12 protein-coding genes are annotated in these 15,548 nt (G+C 67.8%); 7 read left to right on the forward strand and 5 right to left on the reverse strand.

Translation table 11 applies throughout. From position 1 onward, the window contains the following. Positions 1–101: 101 nt before the first annotated feature. Both ACT531_RS18665 and ACT531_RS18670 read right to left on the reverse strand, forming a co-directional pair. Positions 102–995, reverse strand: coding sequence for a MipA/OmpV family protein (locus tag ACT531_RS18665; RefSeq protein WP_476018390.1), 894 nt, complete (start codon positions 993–995; stop codon positions 102–104). A gap of 10 nt (positions 996–1,005) precedes the next feature. Next, positions 1,006–1,830 carry an undecaprenyl-diphosphate phosphatase gene (locus tag ACT531_RS18670; protein ID WP_476018391.1) on the reverse strand — a complete coding sequence of 275 codons (825 nt, stop codon included), beginning with the start codon at positions 1,828–1,830 and terminating at the stop codon, positions 1,006–1,008. 230 nt (positions 1,831–2,060) lie between these two features. Between ACT531_RS18670 and ACT531_RS18675 the strand changes: the two genes are divergently transcribed. Genes ACT531_RS18675 through ACT531_RS18705 form a run of 7 tightly spaced genes read left to right on the forward strand, consistent with a single transcriptional unit; the run spans position 2,061 to position 6,839 of the window. Continuing rightward, positions 2,061–2,471 (forward strand): DUF2306 domain-containing protein, encoded by a 411-nt coding sequence (locus ACT531_RS18675; RefSeq protein ID WP_015015202.1) that lies wholly within the window; start codon positions 2,061–2,063, stop codon positions 2,469–2,471. 38 nt (positions 2,472–2,509) lie between these two features. Then, positions 2,510–3,079, forward strand: coding sequence for a DUF6622 family protein (locus ACT531_RS18680; RefSeq protein ID WP_476018392.1), 570 nt, complete (start codon positions 2,510–2,512; stop codon positions 3,077–3,079). Positions 3,080–3,114: 35 nt separating this feature from the next. Then, positions 3,115–3,408: a 2TM domain-containing protein gene (locus ACT531_RS18685; RefSeq protein WP_476018393.1), complete on the forward strand. Its 294-nt coding sequence runs from the start codon at positions 3,115–3,117 to the stop codon at positions 3,406–3,408. Positions 3,409–3,445: 37 nt separating this feature from the next. Beyond that, positions 3,446–4,522 carry an alpha/beta hydrolase family protein gene (locus tag ACT531_RS18690; RefSeq protein ID WP_476018394.1) on the forward strand — a complete coding sequence of 359 codons (1,077 nt, stop codon included), beginning with the start codon at positions 3,446–3,448 and terminating at the stop codon, positions 4,520–4,522. A 57-nt stretch (positions 4,523–4,579) separates the two neighbouring features. Beyond that, on the forward strand, positions 4,580–4,870 hold the full coding sequence (locus ACT531_RS18695) for a 2TM domain-containing protein (RefSeq protein ID WP_082753256.1): 291 nt from the start codon (positions 4,580–4,582) through the stop codon (positions 4,868–4,870). Next, positions 4,867–5,955, forward strand: a complete 1,089-nt coding sequence (locus ACT531_RS18700) for a sensor histidine kinase (protein WP_476018395.1) — start codon at positions 4,867–4,869, stop codon at positions 5,953–5,955. Before ACT531_RS18695 ends, ACT531_RS18700 begins: the two co-directional genes overlap by 4 nt. Then, entirely contained in the window at positions 5,952–6,839 is an 888-nt protein-coding gene (locus ACT531_RS18705; protein WP_476018396.1) for a LytR/AlgR family response regulator transcription factor, read from the forward strand. Before ACT531_RS18700 ends, ACT531_RS18705 begins: the two co-directional genes overlap by 4 nt. A 47-nt stretch (positions 6,840–6,886) precedes the next feature. Here ACT531_RS18705 and ACT531_RS18710 read toward each other — a convergent pair whose 3' ends face one another. The 3 genes from ACT531_RS18710 to ACT531_RS18720 all read right to left on the reverse strand — a co-directional run bounded on the left by ACT531_RS18710 (position 6,887) and on the right by ACT531_RS18720 (position 15,501). Beyond that, positions 6,887–8,380 (reverse strand): efflux transporter outer membrane subunit, encoded by a 1,494-nt coding sequence (locus tag ACT531_RS18710; RefSeq protein WP_476018397.1) that lies wholly within the window; start codon positions 8,378–8,380, stop codon positions 6,887–6,889. Next, the gene (locus ACT531_RS18715) at positions 8,377–11,532 is read right to left on the reverse strand and encodes an efflux RND transporter permease subunit (protein WP_476018398.1); all 3,156 of its coding nucleotides are present in this window, start codon (positions 11,530–11,532) and stop codon (positions 8,377–8,379) included. Before ACT531_RS18715 ends, ACT531_RS18710 begins: the two co-directional genes overlap by 4 nt. Before the next feature lie 855 nt (positions 11,533–12,387). Next, entirely contained in the window at positions 12,388–15,501 is a 3,114-nt protein-coding gene (locus tag ACT531_RS18720) for an MdtB/MuxB family multidrug efflux RND transporter permease subunit (protein WP_476018399.1), read from the reverse strand. Positions 15,502–15,548: the final 47 nt, after the last annotated feature.

Raw genomic sequence — 15,548 nt, forward strand, 5'->3', positions numbered from 1 at the left:
GCACAGGGTGCGGCCGCCTGGGCGTAACTGTCTGTGAGCGGCAGCTTAGCACTTTCGCCAGCCGCTCCCTCTCCCAGCCAACCCTTGCCGCCGGGGACGGCCTAGCGGCAGCAGCGATAAGCCAAGCCCACCGAGACCGAGTAACCCACCGGCTGCACGGTCAACGGGCTGCGGCGCGCATCGCCCTGCAGCTGCGACACGCGGGCCGCGCCCAGCACCACCCAGTGCCGGTTGAGCGCCGTCATCACCTCCACCCCGGCGTCGACGCTGTAGAGCCCCCCGCGTGGCTCGAACGCTGGCAAGGGGCTGCTGCCACCGGCCGGCACCCCAAAATGCCCCCGCACGTAGGTGCGGTCCCCAAAGCTCGCGCCCGCCCCGAAGCTGACCTTGGTCTGCTCCGTCACGGGCCAGGTGTAGCCAATGCTGGTAGACCATTGCGCGCCACCGTCGCGGCCCAGGATGTCTTGCGAAACCCCGGCCCCCACGGCCCAGCGGTCCGTGATGGCATAGCCCGCGCTGATCCGTGCCCGCAGGGTGGACCGCACTGACGGCAACCCCACCAGGATGGGGGCATCCGAGCCGTCACGGCCCTTGTCAATGCGCAAGGCTGCACTCAGGCTGAAGCGGTCGCTTTGCGCCAGCGTGGCGCTGGCGCCGGACTCGCGGGGCCCCAGGCCGTGGCCCATGAAGGCGCTGCCGCGCGAAGTGCTCAGGCGAAACCGGCGGTACTCGATGGCCCAGGCGGGCCGCAGGCTGTTCTTGCGGCCATCGCCCCCGGCGTAGTCGGGGCTGCTGCCCACGATGGCACCAATCGCGTAGTTGAATTTGGGAGCCGCAGCCTGCTGGCTCTCTGCCTTGTCAGACACCGTGGTTTCGGTGCTGGCCGCCTCTGGCAAGCCCTGGGCGCCCACCCAGGGGCTGACCGACAAGCCGGCGAGCGCCAGCGCCCGCAAGGAAATCAAGGGAAAGGAAACCCGACCGGTAGTGAAACGCATGGCCTGATTATCATTCGGCCCACTGCACCCAGCCCGTCCACGCAGTCACCAAAACGATGACGCCGAACACGATGCGGTAATAGGCAAACGGCACAAAACTGTGGCTGCTGATGTAGCGCAACAACCAGCGCACACACAGCCAGGCGCTGAGGAAGGAGAACACCAGCCCCGTGGCAAACAGCGGAATGTCGGCCGCCGACAGCAGCGCGCGCTCCTTGTACAGGCTGTACACCCCGGCGCCGATCAGGGTAGGAATGGCCAGAAAGAACGAAAAATCGGTGGCCGCCTGGCGCGACAGGCCCAGCAGCATGCCCCCGATGATGGTGGCCCCGCTGCGGCTGGTGCCCGGAATCATCGCCAGGCACTGCACCAGGCCGACCTTGATGGCATCCAGCGGCGTCATCGCGTCCACGCTATGGATGCGGGTGGCCGAGGGCGGTCGCCGTTCGGCCCACAGGATGATGAAGCCGCCAATGATGAAAGTGCTGGCCACCACCACGGGCGTGAACAGGTGCGCCTTGATGGCCTTGCCAAACAGCAGCCCCAGCACCACGGCGGGCACGAACGCGATGAACACGTTGAGCGCAAACCGCTGCGCCTGGCGCTCGGTGGGCAAGGCCACCAGCGTGGAGCGGATCTTGGCCCAGTACACCAGGATCACCGCAAAAATGGCACCCGTCTGGATGGCAATGTCGAACACCTTGGCCTTGGCATCGTCAAACCCCAGCAGCGACCCGGCCAGGATCAGGTGACCGGTGGAAGAGATGGGCAAAAACTCCGTCAACCCCTCGACCACCCCCATGATGGCGGCCTTGACCAGCAATACAACGTCCACGCGCACTCCTTGCAAATAGGTGCGGGATTATCCGCCGGGCGTGCTGGCGCAACGGGCGGCGGGGCCCCTCTGTCACCTGTGCGGGCCGCTTTCAGCGCAAAAACGGCCCGCAACTCACGCCACGCCCATGCATTTCACGGCCCGAAGGCTGCATTTCGTCGCAAGGCACTGGCTGCCTCTGGGGGCTCCCGGCACAGTCCACCCCATCGAACCCGCCAGGAGCCCCCACCATGCAAATCACGCCCGTCATCGCCATCCACATGGCCGCCGCCCTGGCGGCCGTTGCCATCGGCCCCATTGCCCTCTGGGCCCGCCAAGGTGCCACGCAGCGCCCCCGTATTCACCGCGCGGCCGGCTACGCCTGGGTGACCCTGATGGTCGCCACTGCCGTATCGGCCCTCTTCATTTCCGGCGGCGGCGGGCCGCGCCTGGGCAGCTTTGGGCTCATTCACCTGCTGATCCCGGTAACGCTGGGGATGCTGGTCATGGCCTTTGTCTATCTGGCCCGCCGCAACGTCGTGGGTCACCGCAAGATGATGCAGCGCACCTACATCGGCGCCTGCGTGGTCGCCGGGGTGTTCACGTTGCTGCCGGGGCGTTTTCTGGGCCACACGGTCTGGTCCGCACTCGGACTGATCTGACCCCCTCCCCTCCCTTCATTGTTTACAGGACGACCACCATGCTGCTCAACCTCCTTGTCCAACAACCCCAGATGCTGGGTCGCATTATCGAAAACACGCCTTACTGGGTCTGGGCCCTGCTGGCCGGGCTGCTCTGGCTGGGCGGCAGCCAGCTGCTGGCCCGCAACGTGAGCCTGGTGCGGGCCATGGTCATGCCAGTGGCGATGACCGGCCTGTCGGTGTACGGCATCGCCTCGGCCTTTGGCGCCGCAGGCCAGGCCCTGCTGCCGGTGGGCGCCTGGCTGGCCGCCGGCGTGCTGATTGCCGGCGTGGCGCTGTGGCTGCAACCAGCGGCGCCCCAGGGCACGCTGTACGAAAGCAAGTCGCGCTGCTTCTACATTCCCGGCAGTGCCATGCCGCTGGCCCTGATCCTGGGCATCTTCCTCACCAAATATCTCGTGGGGGTGGAACTGGCACTGCAACCCGCGCTGGCCCGTGACAGCGGCTTTGCGCTGCAGATCGCCGCGCTGTATGGCGTGTTCAACGGCCTGTTTGCGGCCCGCGCGCTGCGGCTGTGGAAGCTGGTGCAACGCAGCGCCCCCCTGGCCACGTCACCCGCCACCGCCTGATCTCTCACAAACATCCCTCTGCACAGGAGCATCCCATGCGCAACCACACTCTCACGACCGACCCCATCGAACGCCTGGCCCGCCGCCGCGCTGGGGCCAAAATGGGCTGGTACATCCATGCCAGCGTGTACCTGCTCGTCAACCTGCTGCTGGTTGCCTTGTCGGTGGGCAGCGGGCGGTACTGGGCGGTGTTCCCTGCGCTGGGCTGGGGCATTGGCCTGGCCATCCACGGCGTGGTGGTGTTCTTTCTGGCGGGCGGCAGCAACCTGCACGAGCGCATGGTGCAGGCAGAACGTGACCGCCTGGCCGCTGCACAAAACACCCGCTGATCGGCCAATAATGACTCCTTCCAGCCCAAACACGGCCATGACGAAAACCTGGATGGCCTGGTGCCTTGCCTTGCTGGCCGCAGCAGTCATCACGGCGAGCCCTGCCCATGCGGGCGTGGGCCTCGCAGAGTTGCCCGGGCAGCAGGGCGACGGCCCCGTCACGGTGTTCTACCCCGCACAAGAGGCCGACCAGCCCGTGCAGCGCGGCCCCTTTGCGCTTCAGCTGGCCTGGCAGGGCACTCCCGTGCCTGGCAACGGCCGACTGGTGGTGGTGTCGCACGGCTCGGGCGGCAGCCCCTGGGTACACACCGACCTGGCGCGTGCGCTGGTGCGGGCCGGGTTTGTGGTGGCCCTGCCAGAGCATGCGGGCGACAACTACAAAGACCACTCTACCCCGGGCCCGGAGAGCTGGAAGCGCCGCCCCGCCGAAGTCTCCCGCGCCGTGGACGCCGTGGCGCAGGATGCACGCTTGGCACCGCTGCTGGCGCTGGACAAGGTGGGCGTTTTCGGAGGCTCGGCCGGGGGCCACACCGCCCTGGTTTTTGCCGGGGGGCAATGGTCGCCCGCCCGCTTCAAGCAGCACTGCGAGGCCCATCTGGCGGAGGATTTTTCATCCTGCGTCGGCTTCACCACCCGCCTGCACGGCAACTGGCTGGACGGCATCAAGAAGGCCGTGGCCATCACCATCATCCGCCACCGGTTTGGCGACGAGACGCTGTATGCACACACCGACCCGCGCGTGGCGGCCACGATTGCCGTAGTGCCGTTTGCAGCCGACTTCGACATGGGCAGTCTGGCCACCCCACGCATCGCGCTAGGGCTCATCACCGCAGGCAAGGACGTGAACCAGATCCCCCGCTTTCACAGCAGCGCCGTGCTGGCCGCGTGCGAGGACCGCTGCACCCACCTTGCCGACCTGCCAGACGGCAGCCACGGCATCATGCTGTCGCCCATGCCGCCACTGGACCGCATGAACGACCTGACCCGCGAGCTGCTGGGCGACCCGCCCGGCTTTGACCGCAGCGTGCTGCCGCAGGTGGATGCAAGCACCGTGGCGTTCTTTGCCAAGCATCTGCAGCCGCTGAAACCGGCGACGGCCTCGCAACGCCCATGACAGTGCCCATGCTGGCGCGTTGTCGCGTCCGTTGCGCCGCCTAGAATGCCAAGCTCCATGCCCATGACACCCGAAGACCTCGACCGACTCGCCCGCCGCCGCGCCAACGCCAAGCTGGGCTGGTACGTGCATGCACTGGCCTTCGTGCTGGTCAACGCCCTCATCTTTGCCATGTCGCGCTATGCGTTTGGCACGCGCCCGTGGTCGGTGTACCCGCTGCTGGGCTGGGGGCTGGGGCTGGTGCTGCATGGGGTGTCGGTGTTTTTGCTGGGCACTGGCAGCGGCCTGCGCGAACGCATGGTGCAGCGCGAGCGCGAGGCCCTGCAGCGCCGCCAAGACCGGCCATGAAGCTGCACCGCGAGTTCAACGGGGTCAGCAAGCTGCGGCACTACCTGCAGGTGGTCGCCTTCACACTGGTGGTGGCCACCATCCAGTGCACCTTCATGCCCGACAAGCCCTACGGGCCACCGGTGGTGTATTCGGTGCTGATCGGCACCTTCACCTGGGCCATCATCGACTTGGGGCGGGAGTTGATACCGTCCGCCGCCGAAACCGGCTGGCCGCACGGCTGGCAGGGCATTGCGCTGGTCATGGTAGGCATCGTCGTGGGCTACCTGGCCGGCACCTTGCTGGCGGACACGCTGTGCGTGCACTACTTTCACTTCTACCCGGCGGGCTCCTTGATCTCGGGCGCTGACCAGCGCACGTCCATTCTGATCACGGCCATTGCGGGGCTGGTGGGCACGTTCTACTTCTACGCGGTCAACAAGTCGGCGTACCTGGAAGGCAAGATGGCCGAGGCGCGCATGCACGCCAGCGAGTCGCGCCTGAAGCTGCTGGAGACACAGCTGGAACCCCACATGCTGTTCAACACCCTGGCCAACCTGCGCGTGCTCATCGGCACCGACCCGGCCCGGGCGCAGCACATGCTGGACCGCATGATTGCCTACCTGCGCGCCACGCTCAGCGCATCGCGCAGCACCCAGCACCCGCTGGCGCTAGAGTTTGAGCGCCTGCGCGACTACCTGGAGCTGATGGCCGTGCGCATGGGCCCACGCATGGCCTACACCCTTGACCTGCCCGATGCCCTGCGCGATGTGCCGGTGCCGCCCCTGCTGCTGCAGCCGCTGGTGGAGAACGCCATCCGCCACGGACTGGAGCCACAGGTGGAAGGCGGCCACATCGCCGTGCGCGCCACCACCCAGGACAGTCCCCACGGCCCGTTGCTGGTCATCGAAGTGCAAGACACCGGGGCGGGCCTGCCCGCCACCCTGCCCACCCCAGGCCCCGGCCAGAGCTTTGGCCTGGCCCAGGTGCGCGAACGCCTGGCCACGCTGCACGGCGCCGCAGGCGCTCTTGAATTGATAGCTATTCAGCCAAACGGTACCAGCGCTACCGTCACTTTTCCCTTGAAATCTGCCGTCACACCATGACAGAGCCCGTCCCACGCGCCCTGATTGCCGAAGATGAACCGCTGCTGGCCGCCGCCCTGCAGCAGGACCTGGCCCGCGCGTGGCCGGAGCTGCAAGTGGTGGCCGTGGTGGGTGATGGCCGCTCGGCCGCGCAGCAGGCGCTGGCCTTGCGGCCGGACGTGCTGTTCTTCGACATCCGCATGCCCGGCCAGAGCGGCATCGAGGCGGCTGCAGAACTGGCCGACGCATGGCCGGATGACCAGCCCTTTCCGGCGCTGGTGTTTGCCACGGCCTACGACCAGTACGCCGTGCAGGCGTTTGAAGCCCAAGCGGTGGACTACCTGCTCAAGCCCATTCAGGCCGACCGGCTGGCCCGCACCGTGGCCAAGGTGCAGGGCCTGCTGGCGCAGCGCGCTTTAGCCGTTGCAGCTACCGGCGCCCCCCCCGCTGTGCCACCCGCTGCACCTTCGGCGGCGTTGTCCTCACCCGAACTCGAAGCCACCATGGCCCAGCTGCGCGCGCTGCTGGGCGCGCCCGGCGTGGGCACTGCACCCGCCGCCGCGCCTGCCACCGCCGCAACGCGGCTGAATGTGATCCAGGCCAGCCACGGCACGCAGATCCACATGGTGCCGGTGGCGGACGTTGTGTACTTCGAGGCGGCCGACAAGTACGTGCGCGTGCTCACGGCCGAGCGTGAATACCTGATCCGCACCGCGCTCAAGGAGCTGATCGAGCAGCTCGACCCGCAGGAGTTCTGGCAGGTGCACCGCAGCACCCTCGTGCGCGCCACGGCCATTGCCACCGTCACGCGCGACGAGGCGGGCAAGCAGCACATCAGCCTGCGCGGGCGGCCCGAGCGGCTGCCGGTGAGCCGCCTCTACGCGCACCTGTTCAAGGCGATGTAGCTGCGCCCCGCAGTTCAATCGGGCCCGACGTGGACTTGACGCGGGCTTCAAGCGGGCGGCAGCGCCTCCCAGCGCCCGGCCACGTTCTTCAGCAGCGCATTCACGGCCGTCAGGCGGCGGCTTTTCACGTCGATCAGGCTGCGCTGCGATGACAGCACGGTGGTCTGGGCCGCCAGCACGTTCAGGTAGCCCACGGTGCCCGCACGGTACTGGTTCTCCACCACGTCCAGCGCACGCTGGGCGGCGGCGGTGGCCTCGCGCTGCAGTTGTTCCTCCTGGGCCAACGCAGCAGCGGCCGTGAGGTTGTCCTCCACCTCCTGCAGCGCGGTCAGCACCGTCTGGCGGTAGGCGGCTGTGACCTGCGCGTGGTTGGCACGGGCGGACTCCACCGCCGCACTGCGCGCACCGCCATCAAAAATCGACGCCGCCAGCGCCGGCCCCAGCGACCAGAACAGGTTGGGTGCACTGAACAGATCCGCCAGCGGCGCCCCCCGGTATCCGCCCGCGGCCGACAGCGTGAGCGTGGGGAAATACGCCGCGCGCGCCACGCCAATCTGAGCGTTGGCCGCCGCCACGCGGCGTTCTGCAGCAGCAATGTCCGGACGGCGCTGCAGCAGGTCGGACGGCAGGGCCTGGGGCACATCGGCCGGTGCGGGCAACGTGGCGGTGGGCTCCAGCGCAAAGGCGGCAGGCGCCTGCCCCAGCAGCGCGGCCAGCGCGTGCTCCAGCTGGCTGCGCGTGGTTTGGGCCTCCAGCAGTTGCACCTGGGTGGACTTGTACTGCGCCTCGGCCTGGGCCACATCGGCGCTGGAGGCCACACCCGCCGCCTGGCGGTTGCGCGTCAGCTCCCAGCTGCGGTCGTAGGCTTTGAGCGTCTCGCCCAGCAGCGCCGCCTGGGCCTCGGCCGCGCGCAATGAAAAATACGTCTGCGCCACGGCCGCCTGCAGCGACAGGCGCGCAGCGGCCAGATCGTCGGCACTGGCCTGGGCGCTGGCCTGGGCCGCACTCACCCCGGCGGAGACGCGGCCCCACAGGTCCAGCTCCCAGCTGGCAGACAGGCCCAGCGAATGGCTGGTGCTGATGCGTGCGGTGCTGCTACCGTCGCCCTGGCTGGACAGCTGTGTGCCGCTGCGCGCACGGCTGCTGCTGGCATTGGCCCCCACGGTGGGCAAGGCCGCTGCGCCACTGCTCGTCACGGCCGCCTGGGCCGCGCGCAGGCGGGCGGCGCTTTGCGCCAGGGTGGGGCTGTTGGCCTCGGCCTGCTGCTGCAGGCGGTCCAGCACGGCGTCGCCGTACACGGTCCACCAGGTCTCCGGCAGAGCCGTGGAGGCCTGCGGCTGCGCGGGCTTCCAGATGCCCTGGGCCTGGGCGGCGGCCTGCTCTTTGTAGGCGGCCGGAATGTCCATGGCGGGCCGCTCGTACGGCGGCGTCTGCGCGCAGCCCGCCAGCCACAGGCCACTGGCCAGCAACGCAGGCATGGCAGCCCGCCTGACCTGCGCCGCAGGCCAGGTGACCTGGCGTGAAAAAGTGAAAGAGGTCATCCGTCGTTTCCTTGCAATACCACCGGGGCCGCAGGCGCGGCGCCCGCTGGCTTGCGTCGCCGCCCCACCGCGCGCAGCACGCGCGCACGCAGCCGGTCGAGCGCCACATACACCACCGGCGTGGTGTAGAGCGTGAGCCACTGGCTTACCAGCAGGCCGCCCACAATCGCAATGCCCAGCGGCTGGCGCAGCTCGGCACCATCGCCCCGCCCCAGGGCCAGTGGCAGGGCCCCAAAGATGGCGGCCACGGTGGTCATCAGAATGGGGCGCAGCCGCAGGTTGCATGCGCGGTAGATGGCCTGCGCTGCGGTGACGGGCGCCCGGCCCGGCTCGCCCTGCTGGCGTTGCCGCGTGAGGGCAAAGTCGATCATCATGATCGCGTTCTTCTTCACGATGCCGATCAGCAGGATCACGCCAATGAGTGCGATGAGCGAGAACTCCGTCTTGAACAGCATGAGTGCCAGCAACGCGCCCACGCCCGCAGACGGCAGCGTGGACAGGATGGTGATGGGATGCACCAGGCTCTCGTACAACATGCCCAGCACCAGATAGATGGTGATGATGGCCGCCAGGATCAGCAGCGGCTGGCCCGCCAGTGCATCCTGAAACGCCCCCGCCGTGCCGCTGAACGAACCGCGCACCGACACCGGCACGCCCAGCTCGGCCACCGCGTTGTTCACCGCCTCAGTAGCCTGCGACAGCGACACCCCCGGCGCCAGGCTGAAGCTGATGCTGCTGGCGGGTGTGCCCCGGTCGTGGTTGACTGATAGCGGCGTGTTGGTGGTGGTGATGCGCGCAAACGCCGTGAGCGGAATCTGCTGCCCCTGGCTGTTGACGAAGAAGAAGCCGCGCAGCGTCTCGGGGTTCTGCAGGTAGCGCGGCGCGGCCTCCATCACCACGCGGTACTGGTTGAGCGGGTTGTAGATCACGCCCACCTGGCGCTGGCCGAAGGCGTTGTTCAGCGTGGCGTCGATCTGTGCCATGGTCAGGCCCAGGCGCGTGACCGCATCGCGGTCGATGACCAGCGAGGTCTGCAGGCCAAAGTCCTGCACGTCACTGTTCACGTCTTCCAATTCGGGCAACTGGCTCAGCACCTGGCGGATGCGCGGCTCCCAGGTGCGCAGGTCGCCAATGTCGTCGGCCTGCAGGGTGTAGTCGAAGGATGCACCGCTCTGCCGCCCACCAATGCGGATGTCGCGCTGCGGCACCAGGAACAGGCGCGCGCCCGGCTCGTTCTTGAGCTGCTCGCGCAGCCGCGTTATCACGGTCTCCGAGCTCTCCTGCCCCGGTCCGCGCTTGAGGGTCATGAACATCTGCGCCGCATTGCGCTGCCAGCCGCCCGTGAAGCCGGTCACATGCTCCACGGCCGGGTCGGCCTGCACGATGGACAGGAAACGCTGCAGCCGCTGCTCCATGGCCTGGTAGGACGTGGCCTGGTCGGCGCGGATGAAGCCCGAGATGCGCCCGGTGTCCTGCTCGGGCATGAAGCCCTTGTCGATGGCGGTGTAGAGGTACACGTTGAGCCCCACCACACACGCCAGCGCCAGCAAGGCCACAGGCTGGTGGCGCAGGCACCAGGCCAGGCTGCGGCGGTACAGGCGCATGCCCCGCACCTGGATACGGTCCACCCAGCGACCGATCCGATAGCTGAAGCGCCGCGCCGGGGCCGGGCTGTGGGGCTTGAGCAGCGCTGCACACATCATGGGCGTGGTGGTGAGCGACACCACCATCGACACCAGGATGGCCGAGGACATGACGATGGCGAACTCGCGGAAAAACCGCCCCACGATGCCGCCCATGAACAAGATGGGCACGAACACCGCAATCAGCGAGATGCTCATCGACACCACGGTGAAGCCGATCTCGCGCGCGCCGTCCAGCGACGCCCGCAGCGCGGTCTTGCCACGCTCCATGTGGCGCATGATGTTCTCCAGCACCACGACGGCATCGTCCACCACAAAGCCCGTGGCCACCGTGAGCGCCATCAGCGAGAGGTTGTCGAGCGTGTAACCCGCCAAATACATCACACCAAACGTGCCGGCCAGCGACACCGGCACCGCCACGCTGGGGATGAGCGTGGCACGCCCGTTGCGCAAGAACAGGAACACCACCAGCACCACCAGCGCCACCGCAATCAGCAGCGCGCGTTCCACCTCTTTGACCGAAGCGCGCAGCGTGGGTGTGCGGTCAGACACCACCTCGATGTCGATGGCCGCCGGAATGGACGCCTGCAGCGCGGGCAGCAGCGAGCGCACGCGCTCCACGGCTTCGAGGATGTTGGCGCCGGGCTGCTTGTACACCTGCAGCAGCACCGCGGGCTTGCCATTGGCCACGCCAAAGTTGCGCACATCCTGCACTGAGTCGACCACCTCGGCCACGTCTTGCAGGCGCACGGCCTGCCCGTTCTTCCAGCGCAACACCAGGGGCGCGTAGTCGGCTGCCACGCGGGCCTGGTCGTTGGTGGCCACCTGCCAGTAGTGGTCCTCCCGCTCCACCGCGCCCAGGGGCCGGTTGGCGTTGGTGCTGACGATGGCGCTGCGCACCTGCTCCAGCGAGATGCCGTTGGACGCGAGCCGCACCGGGTCCAGCTCCACGCGCACGGCAGGCAGCGCGCCGCCGCTCACCGTGGCCTGGCCCACGCCCTCGACCTGCGAGAGCTTTTGCGCCAGCACGGTAGAGGCCGCGTCGTACATCTGCCCGCGCGTGAGCAGGTCCGACGTGAGCGCCAGGATCATGATGGGCGAGTCAGCCGGGTTGACCTTGCGGTAGGTCGGGTTGCTGGGCATGCCGGTGGGCAGTAGCGTGCGTGCGGCGTTGATGGCGGCCTGCACATCGCGCGCGGCGCTGTCCACGTTGCGGTCCAGGTCGAACTGCAGCGTGATGGAAGTGCTGCCCAGAATGGAGCGCGAGGTGATCTCGGTCACGCCCGCAATCGCGCCCAGTGACCGCTCCAGCGGCGTGGCGACGGTGGCGGCCATGGTGTCGGGGCTGGCCCCGGGCAGGCTGGCGCTGACCGAGATGGTGGGGTAGTCCACCTGCGGCAGCGGGGCCACGGGCAGCAGGAAGAACGACACGGCACCCGCCAGGGCCAGGCCCAGGGTGAGGAGCATGGTGCCGATGGGGCGGTGGATGAAGGGGGTGGAGAGGCTCATGGGTGGGCTCTCCGGGTGGTTTTTGGGTGTTTTTGGCTGGGTGCGCTAGTGGGATATGCGCTGGTAGCTATTGTTTTTGTAGTGTTTTCTTTTGGGCGCTGATTGGGCCGCATGCCTTTGTTGAGGGCGAAGGCCGGGAGTCGCCCGGCAGGCGAGGTACTTTTCTTTGCTTCGCCAAAGAAAAGTACCCAAAAGAAAGGCGACCCCGCTGTCTGCGTCCCCTGCGCTTCGCTACGGGGCAACCTGCGGTGCTCGCGGGCGGTGTGCGCTGCGGAACTCGCTGCGCGCTGGCGCGCTCCGCTCAAACAGCCGCAGCGAGTCAGTCCACGAAGCGCGTGTGTCCTGCGGCACACGCGCCACCCCGCCCGCTGCGCTCCTCGGCGCATCCAGAGGGGCAAAGGGGACAGAACATCCACACGGGCCTTTGCTTCGCTGCGCTGCGCTCGGCCCCGTCCCGCGGGCGCAAGCGCCACGCGCTGCGCAGGCCAAGCCGAGCGCAGCGATGGCCCGAATGGATGTCCGGCTGTTTGGATGTTTGGCTCCCCACCCCTGCTGGCTGCGCCTGCGGCGGGGCGGTTGCGGGGTGAGCATGGGCGTCGGAGCGCCCATGCTTCGTGAACTGACTCGCCGTGGCTGTCCGAGCGGCGCGCGCAGCGCAAAGCGAGTTCCACGGCGCACCCCGCAACCGACACGCCGCAGGTTTGCCCCTTCGCACAGCGAAGGGGTCGCAGACTGGGGGTCGCCTTTCTTTTGGGTACTTTTCTTTGGCGAAGCAAAGAAAAGTACCTCGCCCGCCGGGGCGAAAACCCGGCTCCCGCGCTCAAACCAGGCACGCTATTCATAAGGGCCAACGCTTCAGGCATTCACGACCTCGGAACGCCCACGCCACCTCTGCGCCCACCCCTCAAACGTGAGGTAAATCACCGGCGTCGTAAACAGCGTAAGCAACTGGCTCAGAATCAGCCCCCCCACCATCGTCACCCCCAACGGGTGCCGCAACTCGCTGCCCACCCCCGTGCCCAACATCATCGGCAAGGCCCCCAGCAAAGCCGCCAACGTCGTCATCAGGATGGGCCGGAACCGCAACAGACACGCCTGATAGATCGCATCGCGCGCACTCAGGCCTTCATCCCGCTGCGCCTCCAGCGCAAAGTCGATCATCATGATCGCGTTCTTCTTCACGATGCCGATCAGCAGCACGATGCCGATGATGGCAATGATGTCCAGGTCCAGCCGTGCCGCCATCAGCGCCAGCAACGCCCCCACCCCAGCCGAGGGCAGCGTGGACAAGATCGTGACAGGGTGCACCGTGCTTTCGTACAGCACGCCCAGCACGATGTACATGGTGACCACCGCGGCCAAAATAAGCAGCAGCGTGTTCGACAAAGACGCCTGGAACGCCAACGCCGCGCCCTGAAAGCTCGTCTCCACCGACAGCGGCAACTGCCCCTCAGCCTGCACGGCCGCCTTCTCGCGCTCAATGGCGGCCACGGCGTTGCCCAGCGACACGCCCGGCGCGGTGTTGAAGGAAATCGTGGCGGCGGGCAACTGGCCCACGTGGTTGACCACCAGCGGCATGTTGCGCTCCTCGATGCGCGCCACCGACGACAGCGGCACCGGCGCCCCCACGCTGGAGGGCACATAGATGCTCTGCAACGCCTCGGGCCCCACCTTGAACTGTGGCGCCACCTCCAGCACCACGCGGTACTGGTTGGACTGCGTGAAGATGGTCGAGATCAGCCGCTGGCCAAAGGCGTTGTACAGCGCGGCATCGATGCCCGCCACCGTCACCCCCAGCCGGCTGGCCTGGGCGCGGTCGATCTGCACATAGGCCTGGCGGCCCTGGTCCTGCAGGTCGCTGGCCACGTCGGTCAGCTCGGGCAGGGCGCGCAGGCGGCGCAGCAGCTCGGTGGTGCTGGTAGTCAGCTGCTGCATGTCGGGCGACGACAGCAGCCACTGGTATTGCGTGCGTGCCACCCGGTCTTCAATGGTCAGGTCCTGCACGGGCTGAATGAACAGGCGGATGCCCGGTAGGTTCTGCACGCACTCGGCCAGGCGCTGCTGCACCACATCGGCCTTGTCGCGGTCTGCATGGGGTTGCAGGTCGATCAACAGGCGACCGGTATTGAGCGTGGTGTTGGCGCCATCGACACCAATGAACGACGACACGCTGCGCACGGCGGGGTCTTGCAGCAGCCGCTCGGCCACAGCCTGCTGGCGCTCTGCCATGCCGGCAAACGAGATCGACTGGTCGGCCTCGGTGGTGGCCTGCAGCGTGCCGGTGTCCTGCACCGGAAAGAAGCCCTTGGGGATGAACAGGTACAGCACCACGGTGAGCGCCAGCGTGGCCGCAAACACCAGCCAGGTGGTGCCCCGGTGGTTCAGCACCCAGCCCAGCATGCGGCCATAGCCCGCGATGGTGCGGTCAAAGAAATGGCCTGTGGCGCGGTACAGGCGGCCGTGGCTCTCCTCGGGCGTGTGGCGCAGCAGGCGCGCGCACAGCATGGGGGTGAGCGTGAGCGACACCACGGCCGAGATCAGGATGGACACGGCCAGCGTGATGGCGAACTCGTGGAACAGCCGCCCCACCACATCGCCCATGAACAGCAACGGGATCAGCACCGCGATCAGCGAGATGGTGAGCGAGATGATGGTGAAGCCGATCTGCTGCGAGCCCTTGAGCGCGGCCGCGAGCGGTGCCTCGCCCTCTTCCACATAGCGGGCAATGTTTTCGATCATCACGATGGCATCGTCCACCACAAAACCTGTGGAGATGGTCAACGCCATCAGCGTGAGGTTGTTGATGGAGAAGCCCGCGAGGTACATCACGCCGCAGGTGCCGATGAGCGACAGCGGCACGGCCACGCTCGGGATCAGCGTGGCCGAGGGGCTGCGCAGGAACACAAAGATCACTGCCACCACCAGCAGCACGGCCAGGCCCAGCTCCACCTGCATATCGCGCACCGAGGCGCGCACCGTCACCGTGCGGTCGGTCAGCACCTGCACATCCAACGACGCGGGCAAGGTGCTTTGCAGCTGCGGCAACAGGGCCTTGATGCGATCCACCGTGTCGATCACGTTGGCGCCGGGCTGGCGGCGGATGTTGAGGATCACGCCGGGCTTGGCGCCCGTGTCAGCCGTGCCCGCCCAGGCGGCGAGGCGGGTGTTCTCGGCGTCGTCCACCGTTTCGGCCACGTCCTTCAGGCGCACGGGGGCGCCATTCTTGAAGGCGATGATGAGGTCGCGGTATTCAGCCGCCGACTGCAGCTGGTCGTTGGCATCGATGGTGGATGCACGGGCCGGGCCGTCAAAGCCGCCCTTGGCCTGCTTGACGTTGGCGGCGGCGATGGAGGTGCGCACGTCTTCCAGCGTGAGTCCCAGCTGCGCCAGTGCCGTGGGGTTGGCCTGGATGCGCACGGCCGGACGGCGCCCGCCCGCAATCGCCACCAGACCCACGCCCTGCACCTGCGACAGCTTGGGTGCCAGGCGGTTTTCCACCAGGTCGTTCACGCGGATCACGGGCAGCGAGGGCGAGGTGATGGCCAGTGTGAGGATGGGCGCATCGGCCGGGTTGACCTTGCTGTACAGCGGCGGCATGGGCAGGTCGCTGGGCAGCAGGTTGCTGCCCGCGTTAATGGCCGCCTGCACCTGCTGCTCGGCCACGTCCAGCGCCATGTCGAGCGCAAAACGCAGCGTGATCACCGAAGCCCCGCCCGAGCTGGTGGACGACATTTGCGACAGCCCCGGCATCTGGCCGAACTGCCGCTCCAGCGGGGCCGTGACGTTGGAGGTCATCACGTCCGGGCTCGCGCCCGGGTACAGCGTGGTGACCTGGATGGTGGGGTAGTCCACCTCGGGCAGGGCCGAGGTGGGCAGCAGCCGGTAGGCCATCAGCCCCGCGATCAGGATCGCCACCATCAGCAGCGCAGTGGCGATGGGGCGCAGGATGAAAAGGCGCGACAGATTCATGGCGGCGAGTGCGCTGGCAAGACAGGCAGGGGAGAAACCGGGGTGCC

The sequence above is a fragment of the Acidovorax sp. DMC1 genome (genome assembly GCF_056314325.1).